Source organism: Rhodococcus sp. SORGH_AS_0301, from assembly GCF_030818285.1.
In the GTDB taxonomy this organism is placed as follows: domain Bacteria; phylum Actinomycetota; class Actinomycetes; order Mycobacteriales; family Mycobacteriaceae; genus Rhodococcoides.
The window spans coordinates 3,367,226-3,382,535 of the sequence record NZ_JAUTAC010000002.1 but is presented as its reverse complement, the minus strand read 5'-3'; the positions used below and the strand labels follow the sequence as shown (position 1 = coordinate 3,382,535).

13 protein-coding genes, 1 tRNA gene and 1 pseudogene are annotated in these 15,310 nt (G+C 64.3%); 10 read left to right on the top strand and 5 right to left on the bottom strand.

What is annotated here, in order from left to right:
* Positions 1-2 precede the first annotated feature (2 nt).
* The gene (locus QE397_RS16635) at positions 3-1,472 is read right to left on the bottom strand and encodes a threonine/serine exporter ThrE family protein (RefSeq protein WP_373425300.1); all 1,470 of its coding nucleotides are present in this window, start codon (positions 1,470-1,472) and stop codon (positions 3-5) included.
* A 394-nt stretch (positions 1,473-1,866) separates the two neighbouring features.
* Here QE397_RS16635 and QE397_RS16630 point away from each other — a divergent pair, with 394 nt between their 5' ends.
* The 4 genes from QE397_RS16630 (at position 1,867) to QE397_RS16615 (ending at position 4,050) form a co-directional block, all read left to right on the top strand.
* Positions 1,867-2,421 carry a GGDEF domain-containing protein gene (locus tag QE397_RS16630; RefSeq protein ID WP_307096114.1) on the top strand — a complete coding sequence of 185 codons (555 nt, stop codon included), beginning with the start codon at positions 1,867-1,869 and terminating at the stop codon, positions 2,419-2,421.
* On the top strand, positions 2,402-2,656 hold the full coding sequence (locus tag QE397_RS16625; protein ID WP_307096111.1) for a GGDEF domain-containing protein: 255 nt from the start codon (positions 2,402-2,404) through the stop codon (positions 2,654-2,656). The genes QE397_RS16630 and QE397_RS16625 overlap by 20 nt, the downstream gene beginning before the upstream one ends.
* Before the next feature lie 160 nt (positions 2,657-2,816).
* On the top strand, positions 2,817-3,953 hold the full coding sequence (locus tag QE397_RS16620) for a diguanylate cyclase (protein ID WP_307096110.1): 1,137 nt from the start codon (positions 2,817-2,819) through the stop codon (positions 3,951-3,953).
* 25 nt (positions 3,954-3,978) lie between these two features.
* Positions 3,979-4,050: transfer RNA gene (locus tag QE397_RS16615), tRNA-Thr, on the top strand.
* Between the two features lie 137 nt (positions 4,051-4,187).
* On the opposite strand, the gene QE397_RS16610 is transcribed toward QE397_RS16615, so the two are convergent.
* A complete protein-coding gene (locus QE397_RS16610; protein ID WP_307096108.1) occupies positions 4,188-4,994 on the bottom strand; it encodes a site-specific integrase in 807 nt (268 codons plus the stop codon).
* Positions 4,995-5,475: 481 nt separating this feature from the next.
* Positions 5,476-5,781 carry a hypothetical protein gene (locus tag QE397_RS16605; RefSeq protein WP_307096106.1) on the bottom strand — a complete coding sequence of 102 codons (306 nt, stop codon included), beginning with the start codon at positions 5,779-5,781 and terminating at the stop codon, positions 5,476-5,478.
* Between QE397_RS16605 and QE397_RS16600 the strand changes: the two genes are divergently transcribed.
* The 5 genes from QE397_RS16600 to QE397_RS16580 all read left to right on the top strand — a co-directional run bounded on the left by QE397_RS16600 (position 5,782) and on the right by QE397_RS16580 (position 11,507).
* Positions 5,782-5,979 carry an excisionase family DNA-binding protein gene (locus QE397_RS16600; protein WP_307096104.1) on the top strand — a complete coding sequence of 66 codons (198 nt, stop codon included), beginning with the start codon at positions 5,782-5,784 and terminating at the stop codon, positions 5,977-5,979. It abuts the gene before it with no gap.
* Between the two features lie 844 nt (positions 5,980-6,823).
* Positions 6,824-7,624: a ParA family protein gene (locus tag QE397_RS16595; RefSeq protein WP_307096102.1), complete on the top strand. Its 801-nt coding sequence runs from the start codon at positions 6,824-6,826 to the stop codon at positions 7,622-7,624.
* A gap of 452 nt (positions 7,625-8,076) precedes the next feature.
* Positions 8,077-9,249, top strand: a complete 1,173-nt coding sequence (locus QE397_RS16590) for a site-specific integrase (RefSeq protein WP_307096100.1) — start codon at positions 8,077-8,079, stop codon at positions 9,247-9,249.
* Between the two features lie 348 nt (positions 9,250-9,597).
* Positions 9,598-10,017 (top strand): hypothetical protein, encoded by a 420-nt coding sequence (locus tag QE397_RS16585; protein ID WP_307096096.1) that lies wholly within the window; start codon positions 9,598-9,600, stop codon positions 10,015-10,017.
* A 1,010-nt stretch (positions 10,018-11,027) separates the two neighbouring features.
* On the top strand, positions 11,028-11,507 hold the full coding sequence (locus QE397_RS16580; protein WP_307096094.1) for a hypothetical protein: 480 nt from the start codon (positions 11,028-11,030) through the stop codon (positions 11,505-11,507).
* A 169-nt stretch (positions 11,508-11,676) separates the two neighbouring features.
* Here QE397_RS16580 and QE397_RS16575 read toward each other — a convergent pair.
* Positions 11,677-12,772, bottom strand: a pseudogene (locus tag QE397_RS16575) (NmrA family NAD(P)-binding protein).
* A 135-nt stretch (positions 12,773-12,907) separates the two neighbouring features.
* Here QE397_RS16575 and QE397_RS16570 point away from each other — a divergent pair.
* Positions 12,908-13,741: an alpha/beta fold hydrolase gene (locus tag QE397_RS16570; protein WP_307096092.1), complete on the top strand. Its 834-nt coding sequence runs from the start codon at positions 12,908-12,910 to the stop codon at positions 13,739-13,741.
* 7 nt (positions 13,742-13,748) lie between these two features.
* Here the strand turns inward: QE397_RS16570 and QE397_RS16565 are convergent, their stop codons facing one another.
* Positions 13,749-15,278 carry an MFS transporter gene (locus QE397_RS16565; protein ID WP_307096090.1) on the bottom strand — a complete coding sequence of 510 codons (1,530 nt, stop codon included), beginning with the start codon at positions 15,276-15,278 and terminating at the stop codon, positions 13,749-13,751.
* Between the last annotated feature and the right edge of the window lie 32 nt (positions 15,279-15,310).

Genomic DNA, 15,310 nt, shown 5'->3' with positions numbered 1-15,310 from the left:
CTCTACTTCCAGCGCGCCGCGGACCGTCTCCGCGACCTGACCGGAAGCTTCGAGCGCACCGAGTCCGCGCGGCCCAGTCTCATGATGGGTCGACGCAGGGACTCGGTGCGTTCGACTATGCGGGGGCGGCGCAGTGTGCGCGCACCCCATTCGCCCAGCGTGACGCCGCCGGCCAGTGCGCCGCCCGTGCCCACCGCCGCCAGCAGTGCGCTGAGGCCCAGCAACGTCTGATCGTTGAGCAGGGCGAAGAGGCCGCGGTACACCGACAGACCCGGCAACAGCGGGGTGATACCGGCGACGGCGACGATCAGCGGCGGGATCAGGGCTCGGCGAGCCATGAGACCACCGGCGAAGCCGACCACCGTCGCGGCGATCGCGGACGAGAGCACCGGCCCGAAGCCGACCTGCTGCGCGATGAGGAACACCAGCGCACCGGCGAAACCCCCGGCGAACGCCGCCGTGAGACCTCGGCGCTCCGCGTAGCAGGCCAGTGCGTAGAAGAGGGCCGCGAAGGCGCCGGCCAGCACCTTGGTGGGCACCTGGGCGAGGTCCGGAGGCGCGACGTTGCTCATGACCGGCAGCTCGGCGCCCAGCAGCGCCGCCAGTCGCAGGGTCGTCGCCACGCCCGCGATGATGCCGCCCGTCATCATCAGCAGCTCGAAGAAGCGGGCCGCGGCGGTGATCGGGGCGCCCGTGATGGCGTCCTGCACCGAGCCGACCAGCGACAGCCCCGACAACAGCACTGTCACGCCGGCAGCGATGACCTGGGACGGCAGGATCGAGATGCCCAGTTGTTCCTGGAAGTTGTACAGCGTGATGGCGGGCGCCGACGCGATGAAACCGCCGACCACCTGCTGGAAGAAGAAGGGCAGACCGGCACGGTTCAGCACTCGGCCGACGCGGTCGATCACCATCGTCGACAGGAAGCTCACGGCGGCCACCAGCACACCGCCGCCGAGCAGGACGGAGATCGCCGCGGCCATGCCCGCCCACGCCAGGGTGGCGATCCACCGGTTGTAGGGGTGCGGTGCCCGGGTGACCTCCTTCAGCTCCGCCAACGCGACCGCCGGTGTCGGCACCTCCAGGCGGATCTTGCGGGCGAGAGCGTCCACGTCGGCCAGGCGCGTGAAGTCCATGGACCGGTAGTGCACGATGCGCATCGTGCTGGCCGGGGGGAGTGTCGGGCCGCGGTAGGCGCTGATGACGATCGAGTTGTAGGTGACGTCCACGTCGCACCGGGCGAGGCCGTACGTCGAGGCGATGAACTGCACCTGATTGGCGGTGTCGATGGCACCGGTCCCGGCGGCCAGGGTCACCTCACCGACACGCACCGCGAGGTCGAGCACCTCCGACACGCTGGCGTCGTCGGTGAGGTCGATGGGCTGGAGCGGACTGGGTGCACCCGCCGGGGTGTCGACGATGGCGCGTCGCTCGCCTGTCATGCGTCGTAACGTCGACGCGAAGCCCTGCAGGTAGGTCATTCCTTCTCTCGGTCCGCTCTTGTGTCCGGTTGTCCCGACGAAGGTACCGGGTCCACCCGGGTGTTCCCTGACCGAGGCGGCTCACGCCCACACACCGTTTTCGGCGTCCGGATGCGCCCACTCGTGGCACAGTGCTGGAACCACGTCGACCGTCGGGGGGCGACGACGTCCGACCCTGCAAGGACGGCCCCACCGTGCGCGTGCTCCCCGGAATCTCGGCGGCCGACGTCGACTACGAGAGCGTCGTGGCGTACCACCGCCACGGCACCGCGATCCGGCGAGCGCCGTACCTCATAGCGTTCGCATGCGTCCTGCTTCTCGTGAAGACCGGTGCGGATCTGGCCACCGTCCGAGGCGACCGGTTCCGTCCGCCGATCCTTCTGGTGTGCGCAGCCGTCACCGCCGCTCTCGCGCTGTGGTGGGTCCGCGGAAGAATGCCGCGCCGGTGCGGATCGGTCGGTTCCACGGCCTGCGCGTGTACCTCGTGCACAGCATCCTCGTCCTCGGGTCGACGACGGCGCTGGTGCTGCGCGCGCTCGCCGTGGGGTCCGAGAGCCTGGTCGTCGTGGCCGCGACCGCGGTGGTCATCGCGTTCGTCGTGTACGGCGGATCCACGCTGAACCACGTCTTCTTCACCCAGCTTCGCGACGACGCGGTGCGGGCCTATCACGATCAGCTCACCGGGCTGCGTAATCGTCTGGGCCTGCTCGTCGACGTGGAGAAGCAGATCCGTGACGCCGCCGGCACGCCGGTCGCGGTGTCGATCCTGTGCATCGATCTCGACGCGTTCAAGTCGATCAACGATCGGCACGGCCACGCGGCCGGCGACGAGGTGCTCAGACGCGCGGCCGGTCGGATCGCCGCGGTCACCCGCCGGGGACGCCGTCAGCGCGCGGACGGGCGGGGAGGAGTTCGCCCTCGTGGTCGTCGGTGTGGGTGACCCCGGGCCGCAGATGGCGAGCGCCCTTCTCGACGCCATTCACCGCCCCGACGATCCCACCCCCGTCACTGCGTCCATCGGTGTGGCCACCGTTCCCCTGCCGGACGGCCGCGTCGATACTCGGGATCTTCTGGACACGGTTCTCGCCGGTGCCGATCGAGCCATGTACGAGGCGAAACGGTGCGGTGGACATCGCGCAGCCGTCGCGACGGGCGACGACGTGCACTGCCTCTGACGACCGGAAACCGTCCTATACCTCGTTCGGTCGGTCTCTTTCGGGCTCTGTTCCCGCAATGACCGTGTCGACCGGGGATCGTGTGCCTACCATTGCGGTCGACGACGGTGTGGGGACCACCGTCGACACTGTTGTCCGTTTCGATGCAAGGCTGGCTCGAGTGCGTGTTCTCCGCGAATGGTGGTCGTCCGACATCGACTACGCGTGGGTCGCCAATTACCACCGGACCCACGCCTACCTGAGGTCGGCGCCGTACTTCATCAGCGTGGCCTGCTTCCTGCTCGCAGTGAAGACGGTCGCGGATCTGATCACAGCCCGTGACGCCGGACTCGGCGCATCCGGGTGGGTGTTCGCCGTGGCCACCGTCGTCTCCATCGCGCTCGGTCTGATGTGGGGGCGCGGCCACTTCCTGTCCCGGACGTGGTCGCTGCGCTTCGTCATCATCGGCGACGTCACCATCGCCGCGGTGCTGTTCGCGTTACCGCCGTCCCAGATCGTCGTCATCTCCGCCGCGCTGTTGGTGACGGTGGGGAACTACGCCAATGCGTTCCACGGCGTGCGCGTCTTCGTCTGCCACGAGGCCTGGTCCATCGGCGTCGTCGGCTTGCTGTTCCTCCGGCTGGTGACCTCCACGGCGGTGGAGGTGTCCGCTGCTGTATCGACCCTGATCGCCGTCCTCGTCGTTCTCTTCGCCGCATCGTCGCTCAATCACCTGTTCTTCACCGCACTGCGTGACGACGCTGCCCGTGCGTTCTACGACCAACTGACCGGTCTACGGAACAGACGTGGGTTGCTCGTCGACGTCGAATCGATGCTCCGCAGCGCGCGACTCACCCCTGGCGACGGCGCCACCGTCGTGTCCGCCGTCTGCCTCGATCTCGACGCCTTCAAGTCCGTCAACGATCGCTTCGGCCACACCATCGGCGACGACGTCCTCCGCAGCGCTGCCGCCCGGATCGGTCGGGTGTCCTTCGACGCCGTCTCCGCGCGCATCGGCGGCGAGGAGTTCCTCGTCGTCGTCGCCGGCGACGAGTCGAGGGGACCGGCCGTCGCCCGCGCGTTGCTGCACGCGATCCATCGAGACGACGACGCGACACCGATCTCCGCATCCATCGGGGTGGCCTCCCTACCCCTGTCGCAGGCCCGCGGCGACACCGCCGTGATGCTCAACAGCCTGCTCGATCGCGCCGACGCCGCCATGTACCAGGCGAAGCGACAGGGCGGGAACAGGGTCAGCGTCGCCGACCCCGGAACCGACGGGGTGGGCGGGCGCCGGCAGGAGGGGCTCTCGTTATGATGGTGCCGCTCGGTTCGCCGGGCACGCCTCCTTAGCTCAGTGGTAGAGCACTCGCCTTGTAAGCGAAAGGTCGTCAGTTCAATCCTGACAGGAGGCTCACTTTCAAGCCCTGTGACCTGCGATTTTACGCTCGGTCCGCTTCGCAGAAATGGGCGGCAAGGCCCCGATGTCACGAGTTGTCACAAGTCACTCGGAACTGCTCCACCGAGGGTCGAAATCGGGACATATGGATGGTCAGTTCCCGTGAAGGTCTGACATCGTCTGGAGGCTCTGGGCCGCGATCTTGAGAGCATCGTTCGGTGCGTGAGCGTACGTACGCATGGTGAAGGCCGAATCCGCGTGGCCCAGCCACGCCGAGATGACAGCAATGGGAACGTTCTGCAGGTGCATCAACGTCGCGCATGTGTGGCGCGCGTCGTGCAACCGGATCTGCGGCACTCCCGCGCGCTTACACGCCGTCTGCCAGAAGTTGGACAACGTGTCGGGATGGTAGGCGCGACCGAGCACATCGCAGACGATATGGGTGCCCGGTCCATAGTTGGGGCCCGCAGCGGCGCTTTCGAGGTCCTGGCGACTACGGGTGGCAGTCAGGGCGGCGGTCAGCGCAGGGGTCAGCGGAAGATCGCGGTTCGACCTTTCCGTCTTGGTCAGTCCGTCCACAGCTTGACCGGCGACAGACACACGGTTGTTGCGGATCGACATGGTGCCGGCGTCCAGGTCGACGTCGGACCACCGAAGACCGCAGATCTCACCGCGGCGTAGACCCGACAAGGCCAGGTGCCACGCGTGTCCCACTCGATCGGTCTGCGCGAACGCCAACATCTGCCGCATCTCGTCGACGGAGAACGTTCGCATCTGTGGCTGCGTTCGCGGCAGCCGGTCCACCAACAGCGCGACGTTCCTCACCAGCAGGCCCTGTTTGACGAGGTCGGTCAACACTGCCGAGATGATATTCAGCATCGGATTGATGGACTGCGGGCTCCACGGTCGACGCACAGAATGGGGCGTCATCGGTGCTCCGCCGGCCACCAGTGCCGTCACCAGAGAGTCGAGGTGCCCCTTGGTCAACCGCTGTACCGACATTCCTCCGTGGATCTGTCTCAGCGGTTCCAGTGCATGGCGATACGCGTTCTTCGTCGTAGGTCTCACTCGCCGGCCGGCGAGCCATGCCTCGCACGCCTCGTCGACGGACAGTGCGCTACCCGATACGTGGACACCACGGTTGACCTCGTCGGTCACGCGGGCCAGAAACGCGCGAGCATCCTTCTCGGTATCGAATCGCCGTCGGGACTGAGATCGCGTCGCGTGAAGATACGTGGATCCGTCAGGTCGCAGGCGCGGTACCTCTCGCGTTCCCGCATCGACAGTGACCTGGTAGCGGACAACGTCTTTCCCCGTACGGCGATCGGTGACCGAGATCTTACGGATCTGCGGAGGTAGTTGGTTTCTAGCCATCGGCCGACTGAGCCTTACCAGCAACGGGTCTCCTTAGTGCCTCTGAAATCCGCTGCGATCGCGTCGATCAGTCATGGGGGAGTCCATCTCCGACGGTCATGCCGAGCTCGGCCATGGTTTCCCGATGCGCTGCCGTCTGCTTGAGCGCGTTCTCGTAGATGATCTCCAAGGCTTCGACTTGGTCGGCCGATTCGTTGTTCTCGAGCGCCCTCTGAAGCTGCTTGCGTGCGCTGCGCATCGCGGTGATCGAACGGTGCCATTCGTGAGTCAGCGTCATACGGTCTCTGCGGGAATCGAACTGGCGGCGCACCAACACCGGAACCGGCTGCCCGGTTGCTTCGTCGGACCATCCAGATTCCTCGAGCAAAAGCACATGACGAGACAGCTGTTCAGCGTGCAAGAGGGTATGGACCGCACCGGCTTGGGCCGGTCCAACTTCTCCAACAAGCTCGCATCCGGTGAGATCAAGAGCATCAAGGTGGGCAAGCGCCGCCTCATACCGGACACCGCGATCGACGAATACATCGAACGCCTCGAGGCGCAGGCATCTCTGTCGACGGATGTCGCGTGAGCTGAGGCACTGCCCGAACACAACGACGCCCCCGGCGCATCTCGGTGTTACCAGCACCGAGGCCGAGGGCGTCCAAACCGCCTCACATCAGATCGGAGGTTCTGATATTCGACCATAACTCATTCCTGTTCGTCCCTCAACGATGATTATTGATGGGACGAGCCGCACATCAGCTTTTCGGCTGATTGTGCTGAACGCTGGGCGCCTTTTTTGCCCGCGTCCGTCGTTCTCTGGCAGAGCCCGACGATAACCAGCCTGCCGCCGTTGACTGTGCACCCTGTAGCGATCCCCGGAAACCGGCCCCGGGCACCATGCCGTCGACTGATCATTGATGACGTGGCGATACCGAAAGCCACGCGCCCATCCGGGTGCGGGGCCAGAGGGCGTGGAGCGGACAACGTGGGTGCGGACATTGGGGGTCACCCCTGGGGGGTCCGGGTGAAGCAGTACGTAGTCCGATGCAGTAGACGGGAACACCCGCCATGCCAACAATTTTGAGGTTCACTGATCGGCGACCGGATCCCTGGATCTTCCACACGATCGACTCGGGCGCGGGTTCGATCACAACACTCCGAGTCAGCCGTGTTTGCAGTAGCGGCAGTGTTATCAGCATCGACCGCTATCCCAGTAAAGGTGGCATTGCTGGTATTACGTCCCGTTCGGGTGTCACGTCCTAGTCAGTCATTACCGGTATCGGACGCTTCACTGGAGTGGCATGTATGGAGGCACCCGCGGTACACCTCCGATACGGCCATCACTTGCTTCACTTCCTTAACCCGTATTGCAGGTATTGCAGGTTAGGGAAACCTCACTCGCAAAATTACCGTCACACGAGAGGACACACATGTCACACAACGTGATCGCCTTCTGTAACCAAAAGGGTGGAGTCGGCAAAACGACGACCACCTTCCACATCGTTGATGCTGCCCGTCGTGCCGGCCACCGAGTTCTGGCACTCGACATGGACCCTCAGGGAAACTTGAGCACCGTTCTCAGCGCCGGTGAGCCCGCACCTGATGACGCGGGAATGGCGGATGCTTTATCGGACCGGTCGTCCGCCACCCTCGCGGACGTCGTGGCACCCTCCATCTGGGACGGCGTCGATCTGGTGGCCACCGATCCGAACTCGGAATCCCTCGCGTTTGTGCGGGATGAGCTGATTCTGGGGGGCGCGGGACGCGAGCGGCGACTCCGAGATGCACTGGAATCAGTCGCTCCGATGTATGGACTGGTGGTGATCGACTGCCCGCCGAGTCTGGACCTGTTGACGATCAACTCTCTGGTGGCGTCCCGACGAGCGCTCGTCGTCAGTCAGTCCGCGCTATTCTCCGCGAACGGGCTGGCACGCTTACGACGCACCATCGACGTGGTGCGTCGCAGCTACAACCCGACGCTGGAGCTGGTGGGCGCGATCATCAACCTCCACGAACGCAACACCATCGCTGGTCGCGAACAGCTGGCCGAAATCGCCGACTGCATCACGGTCATCGGAGATCCGGTACCGAAGCGAGTCGTGCTGAAGGACTCCTCCGAGGCACAGACCAGCCTGCTCGACTGGGGCACGACGGACGCCCGAAATTTCGCCAGCATCTATCGCCGCACGTCGGGCCAGCTCATGGATGGGGTCGACGATGGCGCGTCCTGAACGCCTGAAAAGCACCTTGGGCAACTCGAGTCCCCTCGACCCGGTGATCGAGGTGGTACCGAGTGCGACAGCAACCGCGCCCTCGCCGACATCTGTAGACAAGCCCGTCAAGACAAAGCGGACGTTCGACTTCTACGTCGACACAAGTGAGCGTCTCCTGAACGCGGCCGAAGCGTTGATGGCCACACCGGGAGCACCTCGCGGTCCGTCCGATCTCGCTGCAGAAGCAGTGGAGCGGTATGTCGACTACCTAGAGGCCACACACAACGAAGGCCGGCCGTTCGCACAGCGAAGTGGGCCGCTACAGCGGGGACCACGCGTTCGGTAGCTCGCCATGTCTACGCCGGTTGTCGAGCCTGTTAATTTCACTTAACGCACCGTGTGCCGTAAATCGCCAGTTCAGCACAGTTTTAGCCCGCGATCATATCGGGCGAGGAGTCTAGGATGCGGATATGGAGTCTCGACCTGCTGAAACGACCCCTGTACGCCCTCCGACGGCTGTCTCGGGTCCCTCGGAGGGCACTGCTGCACCGGCGATCCCCGCGGCGGTGATCACTCGCATCGCTGCTGCGGTGGAGTCGTCCCGGTCGGCGGGCACACGCCGCGCCTACGCCTCCGGGTGGCGACGGTTCAACGACTGGTGCATCCGTAACGGGCACGTCGCACTCCCGGCGCACCCCGTCACGGTTGCCGCGTACCTCGTCGACGCCGCCGACACCGTCACCGCGGCGGGGGAGAGGGCTTACGCGGCCAGCACTCTGTCGGCGTGGGCATCAGCGATCAACCACTACCACCAGACCACCGGACACGCCTCGCCCACGAAACACCACCTCGTCACCGCTGCGCTCGCGGGCATCCGCCGGCAATACGCCACCGCCGGCGACCGACCCCGCACCCAACGAGCACCGTTGCTGGTGTCCGACATCCGGTACCTCGTCGACACCGCTCGCAACCAGTGCGACGGATGGGCCGACGACGTCTTCGAACGCCGCGACACCGCGTTATTGCTACTTGGCTTCGCCGGCGCCTTCCGCCGCTCCGAGCTCGCCGACCTCGAATGCCGCGACGTCACCCTGCACCGCGAGGATGGCCTGCACATCCGACTGCGCAAGACCAAGACCGACCAGGAAGGCCGCGGCGTCGTCCGAGCGCTGCCGACCACCGAGTCGCACACCACGTGCCCACCGTGTGCGTACGTGCGGTGGGTGCAGGTTGTGTCAGCGTTCGACGCCGGCGGCCGACCCTCGGTCATCCGAATGCTCCGTAGTCGGGATCCGTTCGACGAGCATGTGTGCCGCGGGGGAGTGCCACGCACCACCGCACGCGCACCGCTGTTCCGCGCTATCGCGAAGAACGGCAACCTCGGAACCACACCGATGTCCGGCGCCGCGATCCACAAGACCATCCGTCGCCGCGCCGAACGCGCCGGTTATGACCCCGCCCTCACCACGCAACTAGGCGGACACTCGCTCCGCTCCGGGTTCGTCACCCAGGCGTTCCGCAACGGCGCCGACGCGCACGCCATCATGCGCCAGACCGGACACACCACACCCGCCATGCTCGAACGTTACGCGCGTGAGAACGCCCCGCTCATCGGCAATGCAGTCAATGAGATTGGCCTGTGACCCACTCGTCGTAGCGCCTACCTGATCAGCTATGAAAGAGGCGCGGCGTGGTCTGGATTGATCGCTGACACTCGGTAGGTATATCTGCGGTCAACACCGGGCCGCTTGCGCGCGCGTTGGGGCAGCAGCTGGCTGCTGGTTTTGCGCGTACCTACTCACGGAGCGCCACCGTATGGTTTACGCCGTTGTGCCACCTCGCGTGTTGTTCGACAACGTCACGGTGCTCCAGAAGAGCGCAGCATTGCGCTCAATGGAACGATAGAAACGATGACGCGCTGAGCATAAGCGTTGGAGTATGTCGGTAGTACGTGCCATGATGGTCACAGGCTGCAGACGGAGGTACACCACATGGTGTTCGAAGTGTTCAACAAGCGCAACGCGCCGCTGGGAAAGTCACCCAGTGTTACGATCCAGAAACGTGGGATCTTCTCGATGAACCGCGCGGCTCACGCGCTCATCGAAAATTCGGACACCATAGAGCTCCTCTATGACAAGGACGAACAGATCATCGGTTTTAGGCCGGCCGAGGATTCGACCTTGCACGGCTACCCGGTTCGACCACAGTCGAATGCCAAGTCAACTGGACCCGTACTCGTGGCCGGATTCGCGTTCACCCAGTACTACGGCATAGATACCACTGTCTCTATGCGTTATTCGCCCAGGTTGGTTGACGGAATCCTCTGCATCGACCTCAAAGACGGCGGCCAGCCCATCGTTGGCAACCGCACGCCAAAGAGCGATCGAAACGATGCATCTGATGATGAGTGACTTCAGTGATCTCAGCCTGGGGTGACGAGTCTGGGTCAAACGCGCGGTTAGACCCCGGCACGTACATCCTCGGTGCCGCGATCAGTTTCGACGAACACGTCGATGATGCGCGTCGAACCATGGAGCAGTTGCGTCTTCCTGCGGAGACAAAGATTCACTGGCAGTCTGACGATGAACGGCGGCATCGCTCGATCGTTGAAGCCATCGCTACGATGCCAGTAGAGGGCTTTGTAGTAGTGCGAAACAGGCCTGGGGACAGGGCTGAACACAGCCGTCGCAAATGTCTGGAGGCACTCATGTCTGAGCTTGAATCCCTCGGTTGTGAGCAGCTGACATTGGAGTCCCGAGGTCGCGCCGACGATCGCCGAGACCTCAAAATGGTTCAGTACATACGTCAGAGGAGGCACCCTGGTGCTCGCCTACGGCTGGACCACACCCCTGGGCCCAAAGATCCGATGCTGTGGATCGCGGATGCGCTCTGTGGCGCGGTAGTTTCGGCACGATGCGGTCAACCCCAGCATCTGAAAATGCTCGAAACGGTCACCGAGGTGCGCATCATCGACCCGTGAAAAGACGCAAGCTCCAGGCCCTGTCGTCCGGCAGGAACTCCTGGAGCTTACTTCCGATCCTCACCGCAGTGGGTCGGCTACGACTCGAACATACCCAATACCGTCAGTGAGGTCAACCCTTGGTCCGTCTGGCGTCTGAAAACTGCATACCCATCGAGTACCTCTAAGGACTTTGTCATGGAACAGGTGCGTGTTCATCAACTGGCGCGTGAGCTGGGGTTATCCTCGCAGCAGGTGCGGGCGGAGCTGGGTCGACGCGGCGAAAAGCTACCCTCTGTAGCGAGCATTGTATCACCTAGCATGGTCACTGTCATGAGACGTACCTTCGCCTCGCGACAGAGTCGATATCCTGGACCAACCGCACCACTGGTGGACCGGCGAAATCAACGACAACAAGTCGCTGTTACGGCTAATGACGATTTCGAGAGTGCGCTCGCCGCGGTGAAGAGGGGCGAGCTAGGCGCCAACGGTCCAACCTCTGACACCAAGCGGAAGACCGGCGTGTGGAAGGGCCAGCCACCGAGCGCAATAACCCAGGCGTTGCTCGACGTAGTTGTAGTGCCACGACGAAGCAGCAGATCGAAACTCCCGGCGGACAAGTACTACCTGGACGAAATGGATAGGGCGCGGAGTCTGCACTCCAAGTGGGCTGCAGCGCAGTTGGACTGCCCAAACCTGGATGAGAACGCTGTAGTGGGTTGGATACATCTGACCGGGGGGACGGACACATTTGTGGCCATAAAGCTCGCGAACGCGGGCATTACTCCAGAGGACGCAAGACTCCGCCTCGCATACAACAGGCTGGATCCCACAGCTGACACTATCTATTACAGACTGCTAAACGGCTACATGTCCGTCAAGGATGCAGCCAATCAGGTCAAACGATGGAAGGAAACAGCGCCAGAGCGCGCCGCCATGTAACCGGCTGACCGACGCAGTGACGGCGCTACGACCTCTGGCTCTCCAATGGACGGTGCCCCTTGACGGTCCTGCAGGTTGGGAGCGCTGCAGTTGTCGCGCCTGACCACTCTTGGGAGGACGGTGCGTTAACACCTTCCATGTGTCGAGCACGCTCGAGATCGCGCGGCGGTCAGAGCGTGCCGCGTCGTCCGTCAGCGCTGCTCTTGATTATTACGGATTCTGTGTTCCAGTTGGCGGGTTGTACACGTTCGAGCAGCGTTCCTCTGCCTGCGGCACGTCCCGCCGCGTCTTCCCTCCCGGAACCACTCTTCGGCGGATCGGATTCTGCCGGGATGTATTTCGTCGAGCAGTGCGTAGTCACGAGTGACGATGCCGTTCTTCCACAGGTTCCAGAAGCCGGTGAAGTAGTCGCTGAAGCTCATGGTGCCGCGGTCGCCGGGATCGGCGTTGTATCCCGCGGGGGAGTCGGCCACCCGGGAGAGGGGCCCGTTCCAGTACTCGTCGAGGCCGATGTCGACGAACCGGGCGGGGTTGCCGGTGACTTTCTCGAACGCTGCGGCCAACTCGGTGTAGGTGATGTCGGCGATCGCGACCTCGAGGTTCAGGCCGCTGGCGAGGCGTGGGTGGTCGAACAACCAGCGCACGTAGTATCCAGAGTCGTCGAGTGCGACGTGGGGTACGAAGCCGTCTCCGAGGGGAACCCGCCAGACGACGGTCCCGTCCTCGATGGAGGGAGTCATCGGGGTGCCCGGTGAGATGGTCATCTCGATGTACGGGCCGGAGGTGAACACCGCGGCTCCCATACGTTCGCGGTTCGCGTCGTTCTGGCCGAGAATCCACTCGGTGATACGGCCCTTGCCGTCGTAGTGGCGGGTTCGGTACGTCGAGTCGTAACCGGCCTTCTTCAGGCCGTAGTCGAGGTTGGCGTACACGAAGAACGTGAGCCCCTCCTCGATGGCGATCTCGTAGGTTCGCATGGCCCAGTACATCTCGGTCTTCTCGCCGGTGTTGAAGCCGTCGATGTCGACGAACGCGCCGGTACACCCGGCGAGTGCTTCGTGCAGCACGTCGTCGTCGGCGAAGGTGCCGTCGACGAAGGACACGTTGCCCAGTCGCGCGAGGTCTCGCGCGCGCGGCGACGAGCTGTCCAGCGTGAGCACGCGCACCGCGTACTTCCCGTCCGCGACGAGGTGGCGCACGACGGGTATTCCCTGTGCTCCGGTGCCTCCGATGACGAGGACGGTGCAAGTCGACGGTGTGGGCATGGTGAATCTCCGCGCGAGGTGGTCGATCGGGTACCGGCGCCGACCGTACCTGATAACTTGAGAAAATAAAGTACATCGATGACAGGGGAGAGACAGTCATGGTCGGAGACGAAAGAGGTCCGGTGATGTCCATCCGTGGGATCACGAGCGAATTCCTCGAGACCGTTCCGGGAGACGCCCCGTCGGCGGGCCGACTGCGGTATCTCCAGGGCGGCGAAGGGCCACCCGGTGGTGCTGCTGCACACGGTCCGGACACAGGCCGAGCACTTTCACCGGCTGGTTCCGCTTCTTGTTCCCCATTGCACCGTGTACGCATTGGACCTTCCCGGTATGGGGTGGTCGCAGATCGTTCCGGGGGCGTCCTACGACGAGCCCGCGATGCGTGCGGCGGTGCAGCGATTCGTGCACGGACTGGATCTGCACGATGTCACGCTCGTGGGAGAGTCCTACGGCGCCGTGCTCGCACTGACTGTGGCTGCGACCGTGCCGGATCGCATCACGCGGGTCGTGGCGATCAATCCCTACGACTATTCCGGTGGTATCAAGCGTTCGAGTCTGCTCGCACGCGTGGTCGTCTCCGGTGTTCTCGCGCCGGTGATCGGTCCGACCATGGCGAAGGTCGAGCCCGCGCCGGCCATGCGGGCGGTACTGCACGGCGGGTTGGTGGACGAGTCGGCCCTGACCGCGGAGTACCTGGACGAGTTGCTGGCGGTGGGGAAGCGTCCGGGGTATTCGACGGTGGCCAGGGCTGTGTACGGCGCCCTTCCCAGTCTGATCGCGGCGAGGGCGCTGTATTCCCGCGTGTCCGTTCCCGTCGATCTCGTCTACGGACGCCGGGACTGGTCGAGGGCGGCCGACCGTGAGAGCAATCGACAACTACTCTCGGCCGCCCGCCATCACGAGATCGTGGACGGCGGCCACTTCCTGGTTCTGGAAAAACCCGCCGCGATCGCAGAGCTGGTGGTCTGATCGACGGTCAGTGCGGCCGCGCCGGGAGGAAGATCGCTGCTACCACCGCACCGACTGCGGTGACGCCGGCGGCGACGTGGGAGCCGGCTGCAAGTCCGTCGAGGAACGCGCTGTTCGCTGCCGCGGTGACCGCATCCGCGCTCACCGACTCTCCGGCGGCGCGCAGTTGTTCCGACGCGATGACTGCCCCGCCCACGGAGTCCTGTACGGCGACGCGTGCGTCTTCCGGAAGCGCCGCAGCGACGTCGGAGGAGTCGAGGGCGCCGGCGTAGAGGGAGGCATAGACACTGCCGATGACGGCGACGCCGAGGGTTCCTCCGACCTCCCTGGTGGCATCGTTCATTCCGGATCCGATGCCGGCCTTCTCCCTCGAGACCGCACCCATGATCGCCTCGGTCGCGGGCGCCGATGTCAGCCCCAGTCCGAGACCGAGAGGAATCATCTGGCCGGCGATCTCGAGATAGCTGGTGGCCTCGCTGAGGGTGGAGATCCAGACGAACGCCGTGGTGAACAGCGCCAGACCGGTGGTGACGATGATCTTGTTGCCGCAGCGGACGGCGAGGACGGTTCCCAGGACGGAGCCGACGGCGATCGACAGCGCGACGGGTATGAATTTGAGGCCGGTGTCCAATGGACCGAACCCGCGGACGAGTTGGAAGTACTGCGAGATGAGGAAGATGAACCCGAACAGGGCGAAATAGGCGAAGGTGACCGATGCACTCGCGGCGGTGAAGCGCATGTTCGCGAAGAGGGTGACGTCGATCATCGGGTCGTCGTGTCTACGCTCCCACAGCACGAGCGTGACGAACAGCCCTGCTGCGAGTGCGAAGCCGGTCAGGGTCGGTGCGCTGCCCCAGCCGTGTTCGGGTGCTTCGATGACGGTGTAGACGAGGGTGCCGACAGCGAGGACCGAAAAGATCAGCCCGCCGAGGTCGATGCGGGGGGTGCTCGGATCGCGTGAGGTGGTCACCATGGCGGCGACGGCCGAGAGTGCGATCAGTGCCGCGGCGGCCAGTGCCAGGAAGACGCTGCCCCACCAGAAGTTCTCCAGCAACCAGCCGCCGAGGATGGGCCCGCCGGCGACGCCGATTCCCGTGGTGGCTCCCCAGATTCCGATGGCTTTGGCTTTGTCCGTTCGTTCGGTGAACACGTTCGACAGGATCGACAGGGTCGTGGTGTAGACGAACGCTGCGCCGAGTCCCATGACGGCCTGCCAGGTGATCAGTTGCGCGGAATTGTCGGCGAACGACGCACCGACTGCGCCGCCCCCGAAGATGGCGAGACCGAGCAGCAGCGCACCCTTGCGTCCGTATCGGTCGCTGAGGCTGCCGAAGGCGAGGACGAAGGTCGCGAAGACGAGGTTGTAGGCATCGACGATCCACTGCAGTTCGCGGTTGTCGGCCCGCAGGTCGAGGGCGAGGGAGGGTAGGGCGACGTTGATCGCCGTCGTCGCGAGGCTGATGGCCAGCGTGGCGGAACACAGGACGATGAGGACCGGGATGCGGGTGGATGTGCGGCGTTGCAGTGTCGAGATCACTACTTGAATATTTCAAGCATATGGTTGTGTTT